Below are 22798 nucleotides of genomic sequence, written 5' to 3'. Positions count from 1 at the left end.
GAGGTGCTTTAGGCTATCCTCATGCCGTCTATACAGTTTGACGTTCTCATTCCTGACGCCAACGCCTGCACCCTCGATGGGGCTTTTGCTACTGCTTGTCGACGCCTCGTCGATCACGGTTGTGTGCGCCACGCTGCGGTGCGCACGTCCGCTCGTCCTGTCATCGCAGCCGATGTTGAGGAGGTGTTGCGCCACACCCCGGGCCTGTCGGTGGAGCAGGGGGCGCACATGCGCCGCTATGACGTGGAGATCGTGGACGCCCAGGGGTCTCTCAACGAGTTGGCCATGGGCCTGTCGCGCCTGCTGACTCCCCAGGCGAACCTGCCTGCCGATCCGCTGGCGCTGCTCGATGAAAACCGTTTCGAGCTTCCGGCCTCTTACCCGTGGTGGGTGGAGGTGCGCAGGTAGCCCTCAGCGGCCCGGCGGCCGGCATCGATGAGTTGGTCGCGGGTGCCCGCGCCGCGATCGACTTCGATGATGTCCACTCCGGGTGGGCGCGTGTCCGCAAAGGCGCAGACGACCGCCAGGCGGGTGTGTGGGCCGCACTGCGCGGCCACGGTCCCCACGACCTTTCCGCGGAAGGACTGATCATCCAGGCGACCTTCGCCGGTGATGGCAAGGTCGGCACCCTCCAGGGCGGCGGGCAGCCCGTGGCTGGCGGCGACGACCTCGGCGCCGGGGGCGAGGCGAATGTGTTCGTCGGTGCCGTGGAGGAGCCGACTCAGCCAGGTCAGCCCGATGGCTATGCCGCCGGCGGCGCCGTAGCCGGGGGTGGTGGGGTCGATGTCGCAGGTGGTGCACAGGTGGGAGAGAGCGGCGTCGAGAAGCTCCACCTGCGCTGGGGTCGCGCCCTTTTGGGGGCCGAAGACCGCGGCGGCGCCGTGCGGTCCGGTGGCGGGGGCGTCGACGTCGGTCAGCAGGACAAAGTTCGCGGCTGCGGCGGCGATGTTCAGGGCGCTCGTGTCAAAGCTGTCGATGCGCCCTACGTGTCCGCCGCCGGGGCGCACCGGCAGGCCGTCGCGGTCGAGCCCGGTAGCGCCCAAGGCTGCGAGGATCCCGGTCCCGCCGTCGATGGTGGCGGAACCGCCGAGCCCCAGCACGATGGTGTGGGCGCCGCGGGAGTGGGCGTCGGCAATGAGGACGCCGGTGCCGTAGGTGTCGCCGGTCATAGGGACGGGGTGGTCGGCCACGGCGGGCAGCCCAGAGGCGGCGGCGATATCGATGATGGCGGTCTGGTTGGCGGCATCGAAGGTGTAGCTGGCCTCGGTGAGCCTGCCTGCGGCATCGGTCGTGGGCAGGGTGATGGGGGCGCCGTCGAAAAGCTGGGCGGTGCCCTCGCCGCCGTCGGCCATGGGCATCTCTGCGATGTCGGCGTGGGGCAGGGTTTCGCGCACGCCCTGGGCGAGCCAGGAGGCAGCCTCGTCGGCGGCGGCGTGGCCTTTGAAGGAGTCGGGGGCGATTACCACCCGGGGGCTTGTACTAGTCATCGTTTTCCATTGTGCTGCAATCGCTGTCACCTTGCGGCTGACAGGTATTTTTTCGCAGGTCAGGAGGGGTGTGGGGGAAATTTGTTGACTAAAAAGGTGCGTGGACCGCAATACCTGTGCAATAATCGAAAAGCCGTGAGCGCGCGGTACCACCGACACCTAAGGAAGGGATCCTCATGTCCATCGATGAGCAGGTATCCAGCTACTACGAAAAGTTGCTCAAGCGCAACGCCGGCGAGCCGGAATTCCACCAGGCAGTGGCGGAAGTTCTGGACTCGCTGAAGATTGTCCTGGAGAAGGATCCCCACTACGCGGACTACGGCCTGATCCAGCGCCTGTGCGAGCCCGAGCGTCAGCTCATCTTCCGGGTGCCCTGGGTTGATGATGAAGGCACCGTCCAGGTCAACCGCGGCTTCCGCGTCCAGTTCAACTCCGCACTGGGCCCCTACAAGGGCGGCCTGCGCTTCCACCCCTCCGTCAACCTGGGCATCATCAAGTTCCTGGGCTTCGAGCAGATCTTTAAGAACTCCCTGACCGGCCTGCCCATCGGCGGCGGCAAGGGTGGCTCCGACTTTGATCCCAAGGGCAAGTCCGAGCAGGAAGTCATGCGCTTCTGCCAGTCCTTCATGACCGAGCTCTACCGCCACATCGGTGAGTACCGCGACGTTCCCGCCGGCGACATCGGAGTTGGCGGCCGCGAGATCGGCTTCCTCTTCGGCCAGTACCGCCGCCTGGCCAACCAGCACGAGTCCGGAGTCCTGACCGGCAAGGGCCTGAACTGGGGCGGTTCCCTGGTGCGCACCGAGGCCACCGGCTACGGCTGCGTCTACCTGACCTCAGAGATGATGAAGACCCACGGCGACTCCTTCGAGGGCGCCAAGGTCATCGTCTCCGGGTCCGGCAACGTGGCCATCTACGCCATGGAAAAGGCCCAGGAACTCGGCGCGACCGTTGTGGGCTTCTCCGACTCCTCCGGCTGGGTTGCCACGCCGAAGGGTGTCGACGTCGCCGCGCTCAAGGACATCAAGGAAGTCCGCCGCGGCCGCGTGTCTGACTACGCCAAGGAAATCGACGGCGCGACCTACCACGAGGACGGCTCCGTGTGGGATCTCGCTGCCGACGTCGCGTTGCCGTGCGCCACCCAAAACGAACTGGATGGCGATCACGCCCGCACGCTGATCTCCAACGGTGTGCGCTACGTCGCAGAAGGCGCGAATATGCCCTCTACCGCGGAGGCCATTGAGGTATTCCGCGGGGAAAAGGGCGTGCATTTCGCGCCGGGCAAGGCGGCCAATGCCGGCGGCGTGGCCACCTCAGCGCTGGAAATGCAGCAAAACGCCTCGCGGGATTCGTGGACCTTTGAGTACACCGACGAGCGGCTGCACAAGATTATGTCCAACATTTTCCGTGCCATGGATAACACGGCAAAGGAATATGACCGCGAAGACGATTACGTGGTGGGCGCCAACATCGCGGGCTTTAAAAAGGTCGCGGACGCGATGCTGGCCCAGGGGATCATCTAAGCAGCACTAAGGCTGGGGGTGCAGCCGCCGCTGTGAGGGGCGAGAGTGGTGCCACACTTTAATGCTCTCTGCCTCCCACAGCGGCAGGCCGTTGAACTTGCCAACGGGGGCGGGGGCCTGCGAACGGGAAACGTAGGAGCTCAACGTTTGCCGCGAAATTCCGCAATAGGCCGCCACCTGGGCGGTCGTCCAGAAAATGGTGTCCGTGGATAGATCCACCACGGCGAGGTCACGCCGGTAGAAATCCTTGTCATCGCTAGCGACGGGCCGGGGCAGGGCGCTAGTGCTTTGCATGGTCATGGGTCTAGACCTCCAATGCTTGAGCGGGCGGCAACCATAATGTTGCAGCGGGAACCATCGGGCATATTGTGAAAAGGATCGGCGGCGTTACACATCCTGTACAGCAAATTTGGTTGGCACCATTGTGCTGGTCATTGGGCGCACATTTCCCCTGTACAGGGGTAGTTTTCTTAGCGTAACTTTCCCCCCATTTTTCCCGTGCTTAATTCCGGCTGCCGGCGTGAAACTGCCGCACTTTCGCAGCCCCAGTGCACCGCAAAAAACAGGTGCGACGGCACACGCAGCGCCGCCGCACCGTCGCGTCGGTGCTCGCGGTTTTTAGCTCATCGCCTCAGCAAGATCGATGGGGGCGAAGCAGTACTCATGGTCGCCGGGCCCGTGGGTAAGAATGCCCACGACCTTTTCTTGCGCGTCCAGCACCGCGCTGCCGGAATCGCCGGGGCGCGAGGTCGCGTCGACGCAGCGGGTGGCGATGTCGCCGGTTTCCCGGTAGCGCACGATCTTGGCGGCATCATCGAGCATGGGGCCAACGCTCGAAGAGGAGACCCCGGTACGATGCACGATGTCGCCTGTGCGCAGGGCCAGCGAATCGCCGATCTCGTGGGGGCTTAAGACAGTGACGGCGTCCGGGTCAAGGGCGATGCGCACGGCGTCGATACGCTTGCCCGCTGGCTGGCTCATGCCGTCCGCAGTGATGTGCCCGATGACTCGGTGGGCGCGAGTGACGGGATCGCCCACCTTGGCCTTGAACGCGAAACAGTGCGCGGCCGAATAGGCGAGCGTGTCGCTGATCAGGGTGATCGAGCAGCGGCTGCGCGTGCCCGCGTCGATGGACGTCGACGAGCTCATCTGCATCTTGCGTGGGGCGGCCGCGGCGGGGGAGGCGAGAGCGCCGGTGACGGTGGCGCAGGCCAACAGGCAGGCTAGGGCGCGAACGGACAGGGAGTGACTCATGGGGTACTCCTATGAAATTCTGGGAGAGTGCACGGTTATGGCGACCCCAATTCTTAGCACCCCCAAAGGAGTGCGGCAAAGATGATGGCAACCGGAGTCACCCGCCGCGGCGCACCGCCTGAGCTGGCACAGCCCGCTGACCCGACCGCGCCGCGGCGCACCGCCAAGACATACCGGGAAACCGCCGCGCCCGGGGCGCAAGCCCGAAGGCAAGTAGCATTGGGGGCATGTACCGCGTATTCGAAGCCCTAGATGAGATGGTCAAGACCGTAGAGCAAGCCTACGGAGTGCCCATGACCTCCAACTGCATGGTCCCCCGCAATGACATGCTCGCGCTGCTCGATGACCTACGCAACGCGCTGCCCATAGAAATCGACGATGCCCAAGACGTCCTAGATAAGCAGGATGAGATCCTTGGCAACGCGCAAGACCAGGCACAGCACGTGGTTGCGGACGCGCAGGCACAGGCCACGGAGATCGTCGATACCGCCCAGAGCGAATCCGATGGGATGCTTAACGACGCCCAGCAGCGTGCCACCACCATGGTCGCCCGGGCCGAAGACGATGCCCAGCAGCTTGTCAGCAGGGCACGCGAAGAGGCCGACGACACCGTGCGCCGCGCCCAAGCGGAGGCGGAACGCCTCATCGCCGACGGCAACGAGTCTTACCAGCGCAGTGTCGATGAGGGCCTGGCAGAACAAAAGCGCCTGGTGTCTGAATCCGAGGTTGTGCGCCGCGCTGATGAGGAAGCCCACCGGGTGGTTGACGCCGCCCACGCAGACTCCAAGCAACTGCGCAGCGAGTGCGACCGCTACGTCGATTCCAAGCTCGCCGAGTTTGAGGAATCCCTCTCCGGGGTGCTGCGCACCGTCTCCCGCGACCGGGCGGCGCTGCGTCGCGGTGCCGGCGCCGCGGGTGCACCGCGGGAGCCGAGGGAGCCACGCGAGGCACGCGAGCCGGGTGACGGCCGCTACGCCGGGCGGACCACGCCCCGCTATGAGGAGCGCTAACGCGGCCCTAGCATCGACGGGTAAAGTGTCCAGACGATATGACTTCACCATTTGAATTCGACGTCACGGGGCTCACGCACCCCGGTGCCATCGCAGAAGATCGGCGCAATGAGGGGCCCAGCCCCCGCCGCATTGGCGCGGCCATGATCGCCATCCCGGAGGGCGCCCCCGTGACCGTTGACGCCCACCTGACCCCATTGGGCCAGGCCGTCATGGTCGACGCGGAGGTTTCTGCACGCCTGGAAGGCCAATGCGTGCGCTGCTTGCAGCCGCTGACCCCGCAGGAGAGCTTCCACATCACCGAGGTGTTTAGCGCGGACGCCTCCCTGATCACCTCCGATAGCGCTGACGACGACGCCGATGACGCAGACGACGCCGCCCTGATCACCGACGGGCGCGTGGATATTCTCCAGGCCGTCACCGACGAGGTCGGCCTGACACTGCCGTTCAACCCCACCTGCCCGGACGGCTGCGCCGACGACTCCGACTCCGCCCCGGCGCCAGACGGCGAGTCTGGGCGCGACGAAGACACCCTGGCAGACCCCCGCTGGGCGGGACTGGAGAAGTTCTTATGAGCCACCCGAAGAAGGCACGCCTGACCGGGTACGCGGCGTGGGACGCCGCCTACGGGGCGGTCGACCATGAGCCCCTGCTGCGCACCCTCGGCGTCACCATCCCCGATGAGCAGCTGCGCCTGGCGCTGACCCACCGATCCTTCGCCCACGAAAACGGCAACCTTCCCAACAATGAACGCCTGGAGTTCGTCGGCGACGCGGTGCTGGGCCTGTCCATCGCCGGGGCGCTGTTTGAAAAGTACCCGGCGCGCCCGGAGTCTGACATCTCCAAGATGAGGGCCGGGATCGTGTCCCGGTACGGCTGCGCGGACGTTGCCCGGGAGATCAACCTGGGCACCTACATCCTGCTGGGCAAGGGGGAGTTGGCCACCGACGGGCGCGACAAGCTGTCCATCCTCGCCGATACCACCGAAGCCGTCCTGGGCGCGGTCTACCTCGAGCACGGCTTTGACGTTGCCCGGGACGTTGTTTTGCGGCTGTTCGCGCACAAGATCGCCACGGCCTCATCGGAGGGGCGAAACCAGGACTGGAAAACCACCCTCCAGGAGCGCCTGTCCGCCTACGGGATCAGCTCGGCGACCTACCGGTCGCATTCCTCGGGCCCCGAGCATGATCTGGTTTTCACCGCGGACATCAGCATCGCCGGCATCGACCTGGGCCGTGGGACCGGGCACAACAAGAAGCTCGCCGAGCAGGAGGCAGCCCACCAGGCGTATCTGGCTTTGGGGAACCCGGAAACGGTCCACGCCGTGCGCGCCGCGGACGCCTAAGCTGGCAAAACATGCCTGAGCTGCCTGAAGTTGAGGTGGTGCGCCGGGGGCTGGAGCCTTTTGTCACCGGGGCGACCATCACCGCGGTGCGCGTTGTCCACCCGCGTGCCGCGCGCCATAACGCTGGCGGGGCTGCGGAGATTGAGGCCGCGATCACGGGGGCGACGATCACCGCGGTGCGCCGGCGCGGCAAGTTCGCCTGGCTGGAATGCGCAGGCCCGGACCCGGCGCCCTGCCTGCTCATCCACCTGGGCATGAGTGGGCAGCTCCTGGTTGACACCGCGACCACCGCCGCTCCGCACCCGCACCTGCGTGCCTGGATGAGCCTAGATAACGGCCACGTGGTGCGCTTCATCGATCAGCGCACCTTTGGTTACCTGCGTGCCGCCAGGATGGTGGAGACCACCCGGGGGTGCATTCCCCAGCCCATCGAGCACATTGCCCGGGATCTGCTGGATCCACTCCTTGACGTTCCCGCTCTTGCTGCACAGCTGAAATCCCGCGACGTCGAGCTCAAGCGGTTGCTGCTTAACCAGGAGATTGTGTCCGGAATTGGCAATATTTATGCCGATGAGATGGCGTGGGCGGCGCGGCTGCATCCGCGCCAGCGCGCCAGCCGGGTGTCCCGCTCGCGGCTGGAAGGCCTGCTGCATTCTGGGCGCGGGGTCATGGAGGCGGCGCTTGCGCAGGGGGAACGTCTTTTGATGATCTTTACGTTGATGTCACCGGACAATCAGGCTACTTTGCGGTGAGCCTGCACGCCTATGGGCGCCAGGGGCAACCCTGTCACCGGTGTGGACGGCCCATCGTGCGGGAGGAGTTCATGGGTAGGGGATCGCACTTGTGTCCCTTTTGCCAGCACCGTTATTAGGTGAGACTGGTAGAGGCGGTAAAGTTCCCCGCATGGATTCTTTGGTCAAGGGCATTGAGGACTTCGGGGACGTCTATTGGCGTTTCTTTGCCGTTATTTTGGCCGCCTCGGGCGTGTACTTCTGTGTGCGTACCGTGGTGGTGCAGATCCGGTTCCTGCCGGATATGTTCAAGTCGGTCACAGAGACGCCCTCTGAGATCTCGGAGGGTCAGCAGGGCATCTCTGCGTTCAAGGCCTTTACCATCTCTGCCGCGTCGCGCGTGGGCACGGGCAACGTCGCCGGGGTGGCCATCGCGGTGGCCACCGGCGGGCCGGGCGCGGTGTTTTGGATGTGGGCGTTGGCCGTCATCGGCGGCGCGACGTCCTTTGTGGAGTCCACGCTGGCTCAGGTTTATAAGATCCGGGATAAGGATTCCTACCGCGGCGGTCCGGCCTACTACATGACCAAGGCGTTGGGGTGGCGCCCGCTGGCACTGGCCTTTGCCGTGATCATCTGCGTCACTTATGGGTTTGTGTTCAACGCGGTGCAGTCCAACTCCATTTCGGCGGCTGTGGTGACTTCCGTGGGCCATGATTCGCTGACCACCAAGGCGATCATCGGCGCGATCCTGGCTGTGGTGACGGCGGGGATCATTTTCGGTGGTGTGCAGCGCATTGCCAACGTCACCCAGACGGTGGTCCCGGTCATGGCGGTGCTCTACATCATCCTGGCTTTCATCGTGGTGGGGCTGAACTTTGACAAGGTTCCGGGAATGTTCGCCGATATCGTTTCCCACGCCTTTGACCTGCGCGGTTTTGCGGGGGCGACGCTGGGCACGGTGATTATGACGGGCGTGCGCCGCGGGCTGTTTTCCAACGAGGCCGGCATGGGTTCGGTTCCTAATGCGGCGGCGACGGCGTCTGTGTCTCACCCCGCCAAGCAGGGGCTCATCCAGACCTTGGGCGTGTACTTTGACACGCTCGTGGTGTGCTCCATGACGGCGTTTATCATCCTGCTGGCCCACCCCGATCTGGAGGCTAGTGAGGGCGGCATGGCGTTGACGCAGAATGCCCTGGCCAGCTCGGTGGGACAGTGGGGCATCCACTTCCTTTCCGTCATCATCTTGTTCTTGGCCTACTCCTCGGTGATCGGTAATTACTACTACGGCGAGTCCAACATTGGTTTCCTGTCGCGCAAGCGCGGCCTGCTCACCGGCTTCCGGGTCCTGGTGGCGTTGTGTGTCTTTGGTGGCGCGGTGGGCTCGGTGCCGCTGGTGTGGGCCCTGGCTGACGTGTTCAGTGGCGTAATGGCGCTGATCAACTTGGTGGCCATCCTGCCGCTTGCCGGGGTGGCTGTGGTGGTGTTGCGCCACTATTCGGTGCAGCGTAAGGCGGGGCTTAACCCGGTGTTCCACCGCGATGATCTGCCCCGTAGCGTGCGCGGGTGGGACCAGATGGAAACCTGGGATGGGTCGGATCCGATCACGCAGCGCGATGCCGCCTATGAGTCCCTGGATTACCGGTGGCACGGTCAGCCCCCAGCCCACGATGAGACTGTGTAAGGAGCCGCGGTGGATCAGGTTCGTCTGACGGTCTTTGTCCATGGCCATGTGCAAGGCGTGGGCTTTCGCTGGTGGGTGCGGTGTCGGGCCTTGGAGCTTGGGGTGGCAGGCAGCGCTACGAACCTGGTGGATGGCCGGGTGTGCGTAGTCGGGCAGGCCAGCGAGCACCAGTGTCGCGCCCTGCTGGATTGTTTGCGCCCGGAGTATTCGGGGCGCCGCCCGGGCCACGTGGATGCGGTTGTTGAGCAGTGGTCCGAGCCCCGCGACGGCGTGGTGGGCTTTGTGGAGCGTTGAGTTAGACTGCTTGGTGCTATGCACCTGAAATCCCTCACGCTGAAGGGCTTTAAGTCCTTTGCGTCTGCCACGACGCTGAAATTTGAGCCCGGCATCTGCGCCGTGGTGGGCCCGAATGGTTCGGGTAAGTCCAATGTGGTGGACGCGTTGGCCTGGGTGATGGGGGAGCAGGGGGCGAAGACCCTGCGCGGCGGGAAGATGCAGGACGTCATTTTTGCGGGGGCGGGGGATCGCAAGCCTTTGGGCCGCGCCGAGGTGACGCTGACCATCGATAATTCGGATGGCAAGCTGCCCATCGACTACGCTGAGGTCTCCGTCACGCGCCGGATGTTTCGGGATGGCGCCAGCGAATATGAGATCAATGGCGCCAAGGCCCGGCTGATGGACATCCAGGAGTTGTTGTCAGATTCGGGCATTGGCCGGGAGATGCACATCATCGTCGGCCAAGGCAAGCTGTCGGACATTTTGGAGTCGCGCCCGGAGGAGCGCCGCGCCTACATCGAGGAGGCGGCGGGGGTGCTCAAGCACCGGCGGCGCCGGGAGAAGGCGCAGCGCAAGCTCACAGGTATGCAGGCGAACCTGGATCGCCTGCGCGATGTGACCGATGAGTTGGGCCGCCAGCTCAAGCCGTTGGCCCGGCAGGCCCAGGCAGCGCGGCGCGCAGCTAGCGTCCAGGCGGAGCTGCGGGATGCGCGCTTGCGGCTGGCTGGCGCGCGGGTGGTGCAGGTGCGCGAGACGTTGGAGGCGAAGTCTGCTGCGCAGGCGCGGGCGGCGTCGCAACGCACGGAGCTGGAGGGGCAGGTGGCGCAGGCGCAGGGGCGTCATGATGCGGCCAGTGCGCGGGATGCGGAGCTGTCGCCGCTGGTCGACCAGGCAAATGAGCTGTGGATTCGGTTGTCTACCTTGGCGGAGCGCATCTCCGCGACGGCGCGCATCGCCCAGGAGCGGGGGCGCGCGGCGCAGGAGGATGCGGGCTATCAGGGGCCGGATCCTGCCGAGCTGGAGGCGGAGGCGGAGGCCGCCTGGGAGGAGGTCGCGGCGCTGGAGGAAGAAAGTGAGATCGCTGCCGAGCGCCTGGAATCGGTCTCTGAGGAGGTCGCCGCGCGCAGCGAGCAGCTCCGGCAGGCAGAGGCAGAGTATGCGGCGTTGGTCAAGGCTGTGGCGCACCGCCGGGAGGGGCTCGTCCGTCTGATTGCCACGGAGGAGTCCCTGGCGGCCCGCGAGCAGACCGCCACGGTGCAGGTGGAGCGCGCCCAGCAGCGGGTCGAGCAGATGGTGCAGCGGGCCGGTGCCGCCCGCGCGGAGGCGGATGCGGCCCAGGATGCGGTGGCGGATGCTGCCGCCGGCGGCGCGGAGGTGGAGCGTGCGTGCGAGCAGGCCCACAGGGAGGCGCAGGGGGCGCGCCGTCGGCTGGAGGAGTTGGAGACCCAGCAGCGGGAGCGGGAGCGGGAGCTGTACTCGTTGCAGGCGCGCCGGGATACGCTGCGGCAGGCGGTTGCGGGCCCGTCCCTAGAGGACGTCGTCGCGGTAGAAACTAGCCCGTTGTCGGCGCACGTGCGGGTGCCCGCGGGTCTGGAGGTGGCCCTTGCTAGCGCGCTGGGCCCGCACGCGGATGCGGTGGCGCTCACGATGGATGAGGGGGTGCTCACCCAGCTGCGCGAGGGCAACGTCGCGCGTACCGCGCTGGTGGACGTCACCGCGGACCCGACGCCGTGGCACCTGGACGCCAGCCTGCCGGCGGGGGCGGAGTGGTTGGTGGACAAGGTCAGCGCCGATGCTGCGGTGTGCGGGGCGATCAGCGCGCTGCTTGCCGACGTCGTTGTGGTTCCAGATGCCCAGGATGCTCGCCGTTTAGTCGCGGACGACCCGCGCCTGCGGGCGGTGACTCCACGCGGCGATCTGTTCGGCCGGGGCTGGGCCGTGGTGGGCAGCGGGGCGCCGTCGGCAGTCGAGGTGGAGGCGCGGCTCGCACAGACGGAGGCCGCCATCGTGCCCGCCCAGGAGGCCGTCGATGCGGCTGCGGGCACGCTGGAAGGCGCCCGCCAGGCGGCGGATCAGGCGCAGGTCAGCCTCGCGGAGGCCACGGCGGCCCGCCGCGACCATGAGGCGCGGGTGGGGGAGGCCCAGCGGGTGGTGCAGCGGGTGACCCGCCAGTGTGAGGCCGATGATGCCGCCGTGCAGCGGGCAGAAAAGGAGCGCGACGCCCTCCTGGCAGAGTTGGACAGCGCGCGCCGGGAATTGCGTGCCGTGCGCGAGCAATTATCCCAGGTAGAAGACAGCGATGATCCCGCGGAGGTGTCCACCGCGACCCGTGATTCCGCCGTCGCCGCACTCGAACAGGTCCGCGCGATGGAGGTGGAGGCACGGCTGAGCCTGCGTTCGGCGCAGGATCGTGCCCAACAGTCCACCGCCCGCGCCCAGGGGCTTGCCCGCCGCGCCGCCCAGGAGCGGCAGGCCCGCCAGGCCCATGAGGCTGCCCGGGCCAGGAGGATCCGGCAGCGGGAGCTCGCCCGGGTGGTCGAGTCCTGCGCCAATGACCTGGCCGCCCGGGTGGATCTGCGCATTGCACACGCGGCCGAGCAGCGCGACTCCCTGACCACCCAGCGCCGAGAAGTCGCCCGCGTGCTGTCCCAGGCGCGCGACGAAGTCCACACCGCGCGCACACACCTTGATCGGGCCACCACGGTGGCGCACGAGGCGCAGGTCGCCCTCGAGCGCGCCCGCGTGCACGTGGAGGAGGCGGAAGCCAAGGTCGACGAGCAGCTGGGCCTGTCCGTTGCGGACCTATTAGCGGACTACACCCCGGGCCCAGACTTTGATCGCGCCGCGGAGGAAAAGCGGCTGGCCCAGGCGCGCCGGGATCTGTCGGCGTTGGGCAAGGTCAACCCCCTGGCCTTGGAGGAATACAAGGCGTTAGAGGAGCGCTACCAGTTTTTGTCCACCCAGCTGGCCGATGTGGAACAGGCGCGGGAGGATTTGCGCGGCGTCATCGAGGACGTGGACGCGAAGATCCTGCAGCTTTTTACTGACGCGTGGCGGGACGTGGAGGCGGAGTTTCCGCGCGTGTTTTCTACCCTCTTTCCGGGCGGTGAGGGCCGGCTGGTCCTCACGGAGCCGGATGACCTTTTGGCCACGGGCATCGAGTTGGAGGCGCGCCCGCCGGGCAAGCGCGTCAAGCGCCTGTCCTTGCTGTCGGGCGGGGAGAAGTCGTTGACCGCCCTGGCGCTGCTGGTGGCCATTTTCCGGGCGCGGCCGAGTCCCTTCTACGTGATGGATGAGGTTGAGGCCGCGTTGGATGACGTCAATCTGCGTCGCCTCATTCACCTGTTTGAGCAGTTGCGTCAGGATTCCCAGCTCATTGTGATTACGCACCAGAAACCCACCATGGATGTGGCCAACGTCCTCTATGGTGTGACCATGCGCGGCGATGGCGTGACCCGGGTGCTCAGCCAGCGCATGTCGCCGGGTGCTGCACCCCCGAGCGTCCTGATATAACAGGCAATAAGTACATTTCTTTATTCACCGCGTATTTCTTCACGACTGTATCAAGGGGTTAAGAACACTCTGATGGGCCATTCTTCCGATTCCCGGACCACGCCGTTTGCTGATATGACTGACTCCCTCCTGGGGTGGGCCTCCCACAGTGAGCTGGAGCTTGCCGAGGCCTTCGCGGGACACCCGTGGTTTCCTGACACCGGTTTTGGGCGGGATTTCCTGGAGCGGCTGGAGCGCCTTTTTGGCATTTTCTTGTCCCGGCAGTTGGCCGCGGGGGCGCAATTGTCTTCCCTGCTGGACGTGACCCCGGCGCTGACTTCTGCCACGCTGATCGCGCGGGCGGCCCAGCTGATTGACCCGGAGCACTTTTTCGCGGAGTTTCTCGCCGGTTTGGGGTTGAACCCCACCGACGACCTCGTCGCTGAGGTCTCCGCGCGCAGTGATGCGCTGATCGCCCAGGCGGGCCTCGAGGTGCCGGAGGGCTTGAGCGGGGTGGAGCTGCTGGGCTACCACGCCGGGATTATTGGAGCTGAGGTCGCCGGTGTGCTGGGCTATTGTGACCAGCTGGAGGAGCAGGGTGGCGTCGAGGCGGCAACGGATGTCGCCGAGATTGCGGCGAGCCTTGCGGCGGGGGTGGATGGATTGGCCATGACCGCGGCGTCGGCACGCGGGGGCCGGCTGACCGATCTGGTGACCGGGATTGTGGCGCTGCGGGAGTTCTCGCGGGAGCACCCCTCTTCCTGGGTGGATCGGGACCGCTTCGGGCTTGCGCCGTTGCCCCGCCTGGTGGCTGACGCCGTGGTAGCGGAGCTGCGTGAACGGCCCATTGGCACCCCGGAGCGGGGCACGTCGGTGGGGGTGGCCCACCGGGAGCTGCGCCCCCGCCTGGTTTTGGATGCGCAGCGCAACCGCGTGTGTGTGCGGCTGCCTGAGCAGCGCGTTGCGGCGGCCTTCGGGGGTGATCCGCAGGATGCTGAGGTGTCGTGGCGGGTGAATATGGCTGGCACCACCCGTGAGTTCCGCACGAATCGGCCGTGGGGCGAGCCGACGTATGCGGAGGCGCTTGACGTGGCGGTCGAGCAGCCGGTGACGGAGGTTACGGTCACGGATACCACCAATGGGATCAACTGGGTGGTGCCGGTGGTGGATTCGGAGGATCCGCTGCTCATCTTCGCGGCTAACGGGCAAAACCTCTCGGACAAGGCCTCGCTGCATCACTCTCGCCTGTATGTGCTCACCCCGGAGGACACGTCGCTGCGTGATGCGGTGACGGGGGCGGCGATCCCGGTGGCGGAGACGTCGATAGTGCAGGGCTGGCAGGGCTGGGTCTGCGCGCTCATCGATGCCTCGGAGGCGGCCTCCCTGCAGGCGGTGCGCCCGGGCCAGGCGCCGTCGGCGATGATGCGGCTGCGCAGCGTGGATCCGCGGCAGCGGGTGCGTTTTGTCCACCCCAGCCAACCCATCGCGCATGTGCGCACGGCCGCCCACCTGCCGGTGTTTGCCACCAGCTTGGTGGCGGATTTCCCGCCGACGCTGTCGGGGCGCGACGAGATCTGGCAGCTGACCATTTCCGCCTACGCCGGGGTGGGCGAGGCCACCGAGGAGATCGCCGATCCCGAGCCGCTGGAGGTTCCGGCCGGTGGTGGGGCGTTTCAGGTTTTCGATCCGGAGGCCTATGACGCCCCCTGGGTCGGCGAATACCTCATCCGGTTGCGCGGCCCGCGCAATGAGTCCTTCCGGCACCGCTACGCCATCGTGGAATCGATGGTGGCGCACACCTCCATCGACGGCGGTTCCCACAGCGTGCGCATCCCGGCGGGAGGGGGCCTGTCCCCAGCACGCCTGGAGGTGGGCCATGGCCCGAAGGAATTTAGTGTCAGCCCCCGCAGCATCGTTGTCACCCCGGACCAGGCCGGCACGGATTTTGTTGTGGAAACTCAGGAGGGCGATTCCCTTCCGCTCCGGTTCGTCCCCCCGGCATTGTCCTTTGAGCTTCCGCTGACTACCTACCCGCCGATGTGGCGCACTAGCCGCATCTTCTTGGGTTCGCGCCACCTGGACCCGGCGGGTCGGATCCGCGTGCGTGCCACCGGTCAGCTGGGGCGTCCGCGGGTGGCGATCCGCAACCAGCACGGCTCCCCGGTGCGCACCGTTGACCTGGTCGCCGAGGACGCGCTCACCTATGCGGCACCGGCGGCGAGCATCGCCCAAGCCGCCGCAGTCATGCCCGAGGGCAGGCTCGAATTTGAATGGACCGATGAGCAGTCGGGCAACCGCGTCTCAGTGACGCTGGCGCTGATCAGCTCCACCCCGCACGCCACGGAGGCGCTGATCGAGGACGGAACGCTGTGCCTGCCGGACCTGGTGGAGGGCCGGAGCCTGGCCGCCTGGGTGTGGCCCGCGACCGCCCCGTGGGCCCGGGCTCGCGTGCTGCCGCACATCACCCCGCGGACTCCGCTTCCGCCAGAGCTTATCGACGCCGGCGACCTCACCGTCCAGCTGCACAGTGCGGATCCCTTCACCATCCTGCGCGCCCCCACCCGCCCCGGCGCCGGCGCGCTGCTTGCCACCCAACCGGGCTACCTGCGCGATCAGCCAGACGAGCTCAAGGAGCTGTCCGCATTCCTGGCCGGAGTCAGCGAACAACCGCCCACGGGTGGGGACATTTTGCCGATCATCTGGGATCACTGCGGCACGACACAGCGCGAACGCGACGTCGCCGGGGCAGTCTTCCAGGCGGCCCCCACCGCGGCGCTGCGCGGGCTGGCAGACTCGCTGGTGCCGGCGCATCTTCAGCCTGGTCGCATGATCGCCAGCGGACTGGTCAACCACGTCTTCGATGATGCGGATGAGCACCACGATGATCGCCATAGCCCCTGGATTACCGCAATGATCCTGTTGGGCCAGCTCAGCGGGGTACTCGGCGGCCAGTCCGATACCGCAAAGGCGCGCGACCTTCTCGACCAGGTTGGGGACATCGCCGGCAAGACGCTGGTTAATACCCTCCTCACGGGCCGGGACTCGACCCTCGACTCTGCATGCATCGACAGCTCCACGGTCCGCATCGCGCACATGGATGCGGCGCAGCAGGAACAGCTCATCGACATGTTCTTTGCCAGCACCGACATCGTTCCCGGACCGATGATGGAGGACGGCCAACGGCTTATGGCCGTCTTTGAGACCTTCCGCATGCGCACCCAGCTCAACGAGTTGTTGACCACGGAGGGCCTGATCAAGCCGGCGGTGTCGTTGCTGCGCGCCCTGCGCTCAACCAACCGGGCACTCTATTCTGCGGCTCGCGTGCGCTTTGACAAGATCGACGGCGTCAACACCGAAGATAAGTCCAACGCGTGGGCCCTTGCCCCGGTCGTCTCTTTGGTCTTTGCCCTCGCCGCGCGCATGCACGCACACGGATTGATGGGGAAGTCTAAGACGCTTTCTGCGGCCGCCTCAGGCTGGTCCCAACTGGCGGATCTGGTCCCTGACCTGGTTACGGGTGATCTCCTGTCCGCCGACGCGATGGTGTTGGCGGCATCCGCGGCGCTGAAGAACCGGAACTAGTCGGCGCGTCCCCGCACCCTTCGTGGCACGATGGACGCCATGACTACGGAGTACTGGATCTATGTAGGTATAGCGCTCGCCCTCGTGGTGGTGGCGCTCATCGCCCTCCTCGTGGTGGGCCGCAAACGCGGCGAGAAGAAGTCGGTCAGCTTCGATTCGCTGGAGCAGGAGGCCCCCAAAGAACTCACCCAGGAGGAAAAGTCCGGTAACTACCAGGCCAAGGGCGGATTCAACTTCGCCCCGGCGGTCAAGGAACCGGTTGTCCTGGACAACCAGGACCTTAAGGCTGCCCAGTCGGAGCAGGAGCCGGAGCCGGAACCAGTAGCGGAGCCGGAGCCGGTTGTAGAGCCAGAACCGGAGCCCGTTGCGGAGCCAGAACCAGCTGTAGCGCCGGAGCCAGAACCGGTAACAGCACCGGAACCGGAACCAGTTGTAGAACCGGAACCCGTTGCGGAGCCGCAGCCCGTTGCAGAACCAGAACCGGAGCCAGAGCTAGCACCGGAGCTAGCGCCAGAACCAGCGCCAGAACCCGAGCCGGAGCTTGATGACATTGCTCCCGCGCCGGGGCGTATTGGCAAGCTGCGTGGGCGGTTGGCCCGATCGCAGAACATGATCGGCAAGTCTGTGCTGGGCATCCTGTCTGCGGGGGATTTGGACGAGGACGCCTGGGAGGAGATCGAAGATACGCTCGTCATGGCCGATTTGGGTACGGCCACAACCATGGCGGTGGTAGAGGATCTGCGCACCACTATCGCGCAGCGCGGGGTCTCCAGTGAGGCGGAGGCGCGTGCGATGCTGCGTGAGTCTTTGATCAAGGCGTGCAAGCCGGACATGGATCGGGCGATCAAGGCCATGCCGTATGAGGGCAAGCCGGCTGTTGTCCTCGTCGTTGGTGTCAACGGCACGGGCAAGACCACCACCACGGGAAAGCTTGCCCGCGTGCTGGTTTCGCTGGGCCACTCGGTGCTGCTGGGCGCGGCGGATACGTTCCGTGCCGCGGCGGCGGATCAGCTGGAAACATGGGGGCGTCGGGTTGGTGCACACACGGTGCGCGGCAAGGAGGGGGCGGACCCGGCTTCGGTGGCTTTCGACGCCGTCGCGCGCGGCGTGGAGGAGCAGGTCGATGTGGTGCTGGTGGATACCGCAGGGCGGCTGCACACGTCGGTTGGGCTGATGGATCAGCTGGGCAAGGTCAAGCGGGTTGTAGAGAAGAAGGCCAAGGTGGATGAGGTGCTGCTCGTCTTGGATGCCACCGTGGGCCAAAACGGTTTGATGCAGGCCCGGACGTTCCGCGATGTGGTGGATATCACGGGCGTGGTGCTCACCAAGTTGGATGGCACCGCCAAGGGAGGCATTGTCTTCCAGGTTCAGGAGGAGCTGGGTGTTCCCGTCAAGTTGGTTGGCCTGGGCGAGGGTGCAGACGACCTTGCTCCCTTCGAGGTCGAGGGGTTTGTGGATGCGTTGTTGGGCACGAAGCACTAGGCGCTGTAAAACCCATCTAAGATGTGGGGCGAAGGTCACCACCGTCGATTCTCTTTGGAGGCATCACCGATGAAACTTGTCACCGCCGTGGTTAAGCCCTTTACGCTGCCAGACGTTCGGGCCGCCCTGGAACAGGTGGGGGTGCGGGGCATGACGGTGACAGAGACTCAGGGTTTTGGCCAGCAAAATGGTCACTCTGAGGTGTATCGGGGGGCGGAGTACGCCACCGAGTTTGTGCCCAAGGTGCGCATTGAGGTCCTCATTGCTGATGCGCAGCTCGATGAGGTGGTCGATGCGATCACGGAGGCCGCCTACACCGGCAAGGCTGGCGACGGCAAGATTTGGGTCAGCCCCATCGAACATGTGGTGCGGGTGCGCACGGGTGAGCGTGACGAGTCCGCCTTGTAGCCCCGGGGCCGCGGCGACCCAACAGATCCGCCGGGAGGCGTGTGCGCGGGCCCGCGACCTTATTGCCAGCCTGCCCATCCCGCCCGGGTGCGCTGTCGCCGCCACGGGCTCTTTGGCGCGGGGGGAGCTGACCGAGCGTTCGGACCTTGATCTCGTGCTCATCCGTCCGGAGGGTGCGACGGTGGAGGAGGGGGGCGTCGAAAAGCTGTGGCAAGGGGTGTGGCAGGCGGGGTATCGCCTGGACTATGCGGTGCGCACACCGGCAGACAATGTGGCGATGGTGGGCACCGATGTCACCGCGGCGCTGGCACTGCTGGACCTGACTGCGGTAGCCGGCGACGCGGATCTGGTTGCGCGCACGCGCCGGGAGGTGGTCGCGGCGTGGCGTGCGATGCTGCCGCGGCGGCTTCCGGACGTCATTGATGTGGCGATTGCGCGGTGGCGCCGAAGCGGATCGGTGGTGGCCATGACTCACCCGGATCTCAAGCACGGGCGCGGCGGCCTGCGCGATATTGAGCTCATTCGGGCGGTGGCCCTGGGCAACCTGTGCGATGCGCCCCGGCTGGAGACCCAGCGGGAGTTGCTGCTCAACGCGCGCACGCTCGTGCACCGCCACGCGCGGCGTCCCCGTGATGTCCTTGATCCGGAATTTGCGGCGGACGTGGCAGAAGACCTGGGCTTTGTGGACCGCTATGAGCTGTCGGCCCTGCTGTCCGAGGCGGCGCGCGACGTCGATGCCGCGGTGCGGGCGGGATTGTCCACGGCCCGGGCGATGATCGGGACGCGGCGCTCCCCGGGGCACCGGGCGGTGCGCCGCCCGTTGGCCCTCGACGTGGTTGAATCCTCCGGCCAGGTGGTGTTGGCGCGCAATGCCAATGTGGAGGACCCGGGTTTGGTGCTGCGGGTGGGCGCGGCGGCGGCGCGTGCGGGGCTTCCGGTGGCGGAGCGCACCCTGGCTACGCTGACGCAGTGTCCGCGGCTGCCGGAGCGCATTCCGCGCTTCGCCGCGGCGGACTTCTTCGCGCTTTTGGCTTCGCCGACGAACTGCGCTCCGGTTGTGCGCCAGCTTGATGCCTATGGGCTGTGGGAGCCCATCGTCCCGGAGTGGGGCAAGATTCGCGGGTTGATGCCGCGGGAGCGCACTCACATTCGCACGATCGATGATCATTTGCTGGCCACCGTGGCTAATTGCGCGGCGGCGACGGTGATGGTCCCGCGCCCAGACCTGCTGCTTTTGGCGGCGCTCTACCACGATTTGGGCAAGTTCCGCCGGCCGCGCCATGAGATCACCGGGGCCCAGCTGGTTGCCCGCATGGCGGCGCGTTTGGGCCTGAACCTGCGCGATCGTGGTTGCGTGCAAACGCTTGTCGCGGAGCATTCGACGATCGCTCGGCTTGCCGCCTCCCGCGACGTTACCGCGGAGGAAACCCTTGATGAGCTGCTGGATGCTGTCCATTATGACGTGCTGACCCTGGAGCTTTTGGGCGTGCTGCTGGAGGCGGATTCGCTGGCCACGGGCCCGGGGGTTTTCAGTCCGCGGCTAGCGCGGGCGCGTGACGTCCTCATTCGGCGGGGGCGGGCGCGGCTCACGTCGGTGACTCCGCGCCCACCGCTGGTCCACGCGCCTACCGCACTGGGCGTTGCTCCCGATGCTGCGGGCATTCGGGTGTGGTGGCGGGGGCGTCGGCGCGCGGACGTGCTTGCGGTGCTGGCGGTGATTAGTGCGAAGGCGTGCACGATTGATTCGGCGCGCATTGCCACCCACGCCGACGGCCAGGCGCATGCGGAGCTGATCGTGCGTCCCACGGTCGAACATGAGGTGGAGCCAGAAACGTTCATCCAGGCCTACAAGTCCGGGGTGCATTCCGCCCTTCCACCGGTGCGTCCGGAGGCGACCGCAACCTACTGGAATGGGGCCGTCGTCGAGGTGCGCACGGTGGACCGCATCGCGGCCTTTGGTGCGCTGCTGGCAGCCCTTCCAGACACCGAGTGGATGCGGATGGACAGCCCCGGTGGCACGATGATTGTGCAGGCGCAGTTGCATCCTGGTGTGGATCGTGCGGCTGTGGAGCGGCGTATCGACGCCGCCTTGGGGGACCGTTCGCGGCTTTCTGCGGGTCTCCAGCTACCATAGAGTCTTTGGAAAATGTCCCCCCTGAAGGGAGAACCCTGACGTGTTTGAGTCACTGTCCGATCGCCTATCTGGCGCCCTCAATGGCATCCGTGGCAAAGGCAAGCTCACCGAGGCGGACATCAATGCGACCGCCCGGGAGATCCGCCTCGCGTTGCTTGAAGCGGACGTCTCATTGCCGGTGGTGCGCGGGTTTATCAAGCGCGTCAAGGAGCGGGCTAACGGCGCGGAGGTGTCCGCGGCGCTCAACCCGGCCCAGCAGGTCATCAAGATTGTCAATGAGGAGCTCACGGGCATCCTCGGCGGCCAGACCCGGCGCCTGAACTTAGCTAAGAACCCTCCGACGGTGATCATGCTCGCCGGCCTGCAAGGTGCCGGTAAGACCACCCTGGCGGGCAAGCTGGCCCACCACCTGGAAAAGCAGGGGCATACGCCGATGCTGGTGGCCTGTGACCTGCAGCGTCCTGGTGCGGTGCAGCAGCTGCAAATCGTGGGTGAGCGGGCCGGAGTGCCTACCTTCGCCCCGGACCCGGGCACCTCGATTGATTCCTCCGATCATGAGATGGGGACCTCCCACGGGGATCCGGTGGCCGTGGCGCAGGCCGGCATCGAGGAGGCGCGTCGACTCCAACACGACGTGGTCATCGTCGATACCGCCGGCCGGTTGGGCATCGACCAGGAGTTGATGACTCAGGCGCGCAACATCCGCGATGCCGTCAACCCCGATGAAGTGCTCTTTGTCATCGATTCGATGATCGGCCAGGATGCCGTGACCACCGCGGAGGCCTTCCGCGACGGCGTGGACTTCAGCGGCGTGGTCCTGACCAAGCTTGATGGCGATGCGCGCGGCGGTGCGGCGCTGTCTATCCGTGAGGTCACCGGAAAGCCGATCCTCTTCGCCTCCACGGGCGAAAAGCTTGAGGATTTTGATGTCTTCCACCCGGAGCGGATGGCCAGCCGGATTCTGGGGATGGGCGACATGCTCAGCCTCATCGAGCAGGCCGAGGGCGTTCTCGATCAGCAAAAGGCGGAAGATACCGCCCGCAAGATCGGCACCGGGGAGCTCACGCTCGAAGACTTCCTCGACCAGATGCTCATGATTCGGCGCATGGGGCCCATCGGCAATCTGCTCAAGATGCTGCCTGGCGGCAAGCAGATGAACCAGATGGCGGACATGATCGATGAAAAGCAGCTGGACCGCATCCAGGCCATCATTCGTGGCATGACCCCCGCCGAGCGGGAAAACCCGAAGATCCTCAACGCCTCGCGCCGCAAGCGCATCGCCGCCGGCTCTGGCGTGGCTGTCTCTGACGTCAATCAGCTGGTGGAGCGCTTCTTTGAGGCGAAGAAGATGATGGGCAAGATGGCGGGTCAGTTCGGGATGGGCTCCCAGCGCTCTGCCACCAAGAAGAAGCCCAAGGGGCGCAAGGGGAAGAAGGGAAAGCGCAAGGCACCCAAGCGGATGCCCTCCCAGCAGCCGGGCATGCCGGATATGGCACAACTACAGGCGCTGTCCTCCCAGTTTGAGGGCAAGGGCATGCCGGCGAATCCCTTTGGCTCGATGCCTATGCCCAAGGGGATGGAAAATATTGACCTCAACAACTTGGACTTTGGTCCGAAGAAGTAGGGGCGATTTCCCGTTGGGGCGGTGTTCGGCGTACGCTAGCGTGGTTGCGCATTGGCGTGCGCACGTTCGACGTTCCTGCGTTATGCCGTCATCGACTACGGTCCGACCGGCCTGATCACGCGCAGGGTTAACAAATTGGGTTGAACCGGCTCACTTTTTTGTGAGTGTCTGCACTGCCCAGTGACCAGAAAGGTAGGCCATCATGGCTGTCAAGATTAAGCTGCAGCGGCTCGGCAAGATCCGCACCCCCCACTACCGCGTTGTTGTTGCGGATGCCCGCACGCGTCGCGATGGCAAGGTGATTGAGAACCTGGGCACCTACGAGCCCAAGCAGGAGCCGTCCGTCATCAAGATCGATTCTGAGCGCGCACAGTACTGGCTCGGAGTCGGCGCCCAGCCCACCGAGCCGGTTCTCGCCCTGCTCAAGGTCACCGGTGACTGGCAGAAGTTCAAGGGCATCGAGGGCGCCGAAGGCACCCTGAAGGTGGCCGAGGAGAAGCCCTCCAAGCTCGACCTGTTCAACGCCGCGCTGTCTGAGGCCAACAATGGCCCCTCCGTCGAGGACGTGGTGGAGAAGAAGCGCAAGGCCAAGGAGGCCCGTGAGGCCAAGGAGGCCGCGGAGCTGGCTGCCAAGCAGGAGGCAGAGGCCGCCGAGGCCGAGTCTTCTGAGGACGCCGACGCCTAGGCATTTACCCGCCCCAACCCGGTGACCGGGCCCCCAAATGGGGGCACTGGCCGCCGGGTTTTGCGTTTCCGCCCCTACGGTGGG

The 22798-nt window shown here is 66.0% G+C and carries 17 protein-coding genes and 1 pseudogene; 15 read left to right on the top strand and 3 right to left on the bottom strand.

Annotation, left to right across the window (positions count from 1 at the left end):
• The first annotated feature begins 21 nt into the window (after window positions 1-21).
• Window positions 22-408 carry a hypothetical protein gene (locus LH390_RS07280; protein ID WP_227281942.1) on the top strand — a complete coding sequence of 129 codons (387 nt, stop codon included), beginning with the start codon at window positions 22-24 and terminating at the stop codon, window positions 406-408.
• Here LH390_RS07280 and LH390_RS07275 read toward each other — a convergent pair.
• Window positions 378-1487 (bottom strand): glycerate kinase, encoded by a 1110-nt coding sequence (locus LH390_RS07275; RefSeq protein ID WP_227281943.1) that lies wholly within the window; start codon window positions 1485-1487, stop codon window positions 378-380. The genes LH390_RS07280 and LH390_RS07275 overlap by 31 nt on opposite strands.
• A 176-nt stretch (window positions 1488-1663) precedes the next feature.
• On the opposite strand from LH390_RS07275, the gene gdhA reads away from it, so the two are divergent.
• Complete coding sequence (gene gdhA, locus LH390_RS07270; RefSeq protein WP_227281944.1) at window positions 1664-3010, top strand: NADP-specific glutamate dehydrogenase; 1347 nt, start codon at window positions 1664-1666, stop codon at window positions 3008-3010.
• Between the two features lie 6 nt (window positions 3011-3016).
• Here gdhA and LH390_RS07265 read toward each other — a convergent pair whose 3' ends face one another.
• Together LH390_RS07265 and LH390_RS07260 are read right to left on the bottom strand one after the other, a co-directional pair.
• Window positions 3017-3304, bottom strand: a complete 288-nt coding sequence (locus tag LH390_RS07265; RefSeq protein WP_227288184.1) for a helix-turn-helix transcriptional regulator — start codon at window positions 3302-3304, stop codon at window positions 3017-3019.
• Window positions 3305-3628: 324 nt separating this feature from the next.
• The gene (locus LH390_RS07260) at window positions 3629-4264 is read right to left on the bottom strand and encodes a serine protease (RefSeq protein WP_227281946.1); all 636 of its coding nucleotides are present in this window, start codon (window positions 4262-4264) and stop codon (window positions 3629-3631) included.
• 227 nt (window positions 4265-4491) lie between these two features.
• Here LH390_RS07260 and LH390_RS07255 point away from each other — a divergent pair, with 227 nt between their 5' ends.
• From LH390_RS07255 to rpsP, 13 genes and pseudogenes are all read left to right on the top strand, one after another.
• Window positions 4492-5274, top strand: a complete 783-nt coding sequence (locus LH390_RS07255; protein ID WP_227281947.1) for a DivIVA domain-containing protein — start codon at window positions 4492-4494, stop codon at window positions 5272-5274.
• 38 nt (window positions 5275-5312) lie between these two features.
• A complete protein-coding gene (locus tag LH390_RS07250; protein ID WP_227281948.1) occupies window positions 5313-5849 on the top strand; it encodes a YceD family protein in 537 nt (178 codons plus the stop codon).
• Window positions 5846-6619: a ribonuclease III gene (rnc, locus tag LH390_RS07245; RefSeq protein WP_227281949.1), complete on the top strand. Its 774-nt coding sequence runs from the start codon at window positions 5846-5848 to the stop codon at window positions 6617-6619. The genes LH390_RS07250 and rnc overlap by 4 nt, the downstream gene beginning before the upstream one ends.
• An 11-nt stretch (window positions 6620-6630) precedes the next feature.
• A pseudogene (gene mutM, locus LH390_RS07240) lies at window positions 6631-7490 on the top strand (bifunctional DNA-formamidopyrimidine glycosylase/DNA-(apurinic or apyrimidinic site) lyase).
• A 32-nt stretch (window positions 7491-7522) separates the two neighbouring features.
• A complete protein-coding gene (locus LH390_RS07235) occupies window positions 7523-9031 on the top strand; it encodes an alanine/glycine:cation symporter family protein (RefSeq protein WP_227281951.1) in 1509 nt (502 codons plus the stop codon).
• A 9-nt stretch (window positions 9032-9040) separates the two neighbouring features.
• A complete protein-coding gene (locus LH390_RS07230) occupies window positions 9041-9325 on the top strand; it encodes an acylphosphatase (RefSeq protein ID WP_227281952.1) in 285 nt (94 codons plus the stop codon).
• 18 nt (window positions 9326-9343) lie between these two features.
• Window positions 9344-12820 (top strand): chromosome segregation protein SMC, encoded by a 3477-nt coding sequence (gene smc, locus LH390_RS07225; protein ID WP_227337357.1) that lies wholly within the window; start codon window positions 9344-9346, stop codon window positions 12818-12820.
• 114 nt (window positions 12821-12934) lie between these two features.
• Window positions 12935-16381 (top strand): hypothetical protein, encoded by a 3447-nt coding sequence (locus tag LH390_RS07220; RefSeq protein WP_227337356.1) that lies wholly within the window; start codon window positions 12935-12937, stop codon window positions 16379-16381.
• 39 nt (window positions 16382-16420) lie between these two features.
• Window positions 16421-17863, top strand: coding sequence for a signal recognition particle-docking protein FtsY (gene ftsY / locus LH390_RS07215; protein WP_227281955.1), 1443 nt, complete (start codon window positions 16421-16423; stop codon window positions 17861-17863).
• Between the two features lie 69 nt (window positions 17864-17932).
• A complete protein-coding gene (locus tag LH390_RS07210) occupies window positions 17933-18271 on the top strand; it encodes a P-II family nitrogen regulator (RefSeq protein ID WP_227281956.1) in 339 nt (112 codons plus the stop codon).
• Window positions 18246-20405, top strand: a complete 2160-nt coding sequence (locus LH390_RS07205) for a [protein-PII] uridylyltransferase (protein ID WP_399524432.1) — start codon at window positions 18246-18248, stop codon at window positions 20403-20405. Before LH390_RS07210 ends, LH390_RS07205 begins: the two co-directional genes overlap by 26 nt.
• A 40-nt stretch (window positions 20406-20445) precedes the next feature.
• On the top strand, window positions 20446-22029 hold the full coding sequence (ffh, locus tag LH390_RS07200; protein ID WP_227281957.1) for a signal recognition particle protein: 1584 nt from the start codon (window positions 20446-20448) through the stop codon (window positions 22027-22029).
• A gap of 202 nt (window positions 22030-22231) precedes the next feature.
• Complete coding sequence (gene rpsP / locus LH390_RS07195; protein WP_227281958.1) at window positions 22232-22714, top strand: 30S ribosomal protein S16; 483 nt, start codon at window positions 22232-22234, stop codon at window positions 22712-22714.
• Window positions 22715-22798: the final 84 nt, after the last annotated feature.

It is taken from the genome of Corynebacterium uberis, from assembly GCF_020616335.1.
GTDB classification, from domain to species: Bacteria; Actinomycetota; Actinomycetes; order Mycobacteriales; family Mycobacteriaceae; genus Corynebacterium; species Corynebacterium uberis.
Note: the sequence above shows the minus strand (reverse complement) of the source record. Positions and strands in the feature narration are given on the sequence as shown.